The following is a 964-nucleotide window of genomic DNA, read 5'->3' on the forward strand; positions in this document are numbered from 1 at the left end:
TTTTTCAGCGCTTGTTTTCCTTTAGGAATGGCTGCATTTCTGGTATAATAAAGGTATCAAATCCAAGGAGAGAACGATGGCTTCCAGTGCAAAAGACATCCAGCTGCGAGAGCTGAAGGACACCATAAGCGGGTTGAAAACAATGATCTCTGAGCAGACGGAACTGATCAAATCTCTCCGTCTTGTTATTGACGAAAAAACCAGCCACGAAAAAGCCCTTCAGGAACAGGTGGACTATCTTACCAAAAAGCTTTTCGGTTCTTCCAGCGAAAGAAGGACCGATGACATTCCAGGACAGCAGCACCTTTTTGATGAAGCGGAAGTGGAACAGGATCCTTCCCTGTTGGAAGAAGAGACCGTGATCCGGGAGCATACCCGCAAGAAGAAAGCAACCCATGAGGATCTTTTTAAAGGCCTGAAGGTTGAAAAAGTAGTCATCCCTCTTCCGGATGAAGAGCAGGTCTGCCCGGTCTGCGGTACGCAGATGGTTCTGATCGGCGAAGAGTATGTCCGCCGTGAGCTGGAATTCATCCCGGCCACATGTAAAGTGATCGAATACTACAGCCAGAGTTATGGATGTCCGTCCTGTAAGGAAGGATTGGGAGACACGGAAAAGCCTGTGATCGTAAAGTCTCAGGTTCCGCAGGCCCTGGTAGGAAAAGGCCCGGCGACCGCATCCACCGTTGCATGGACGATGTATCAGAAGTACGCCAATGGACTTCCCCTTTACCGTCAGGAGAAAGACTGGAAACAGTATGGTGCCCAGATCAGCAGGACAACACTTGCCAACTGGATCATCTATTGCTCCAGGAATTACTTTCAGCCAATGTATGATTACTTCCACCGGGAACTGCTGAAGCGCAGCTTCGCAATGGCAGATGAGACCAGAGTCCAGGTATTGAAGGAAGAAGAGCGCCGGGCACAGACGCAATCCTTCATGTGGCTGTTCCGCAGCGGCGAAGAC

1 protein-coding gene is annotated in these 964 nt (G+C 49.9%); it reads left to right on the forward strand.

Features of this window, described 5'->3' with window-relative positions:
- Nucleotides 1-76 precede the first annotated feature (76 nt).
- Nucleotides 77-964 (forward strand): transposase (locus tag ACTQ50_RS19680; RefSeq protein WP_441485566.1); only part of this gene is annotated, 888 nt, incomplete at its 3' end.

The sequence above is a fragment of the Blautia sp. Sow4_E7 genome, assembly GCF_052116245.1.
Taxonomy (GTDB): Bacteria; Bacillota; Clostridia; order Lachnospirales; family Lachnospiraceae; genus Blautia_A.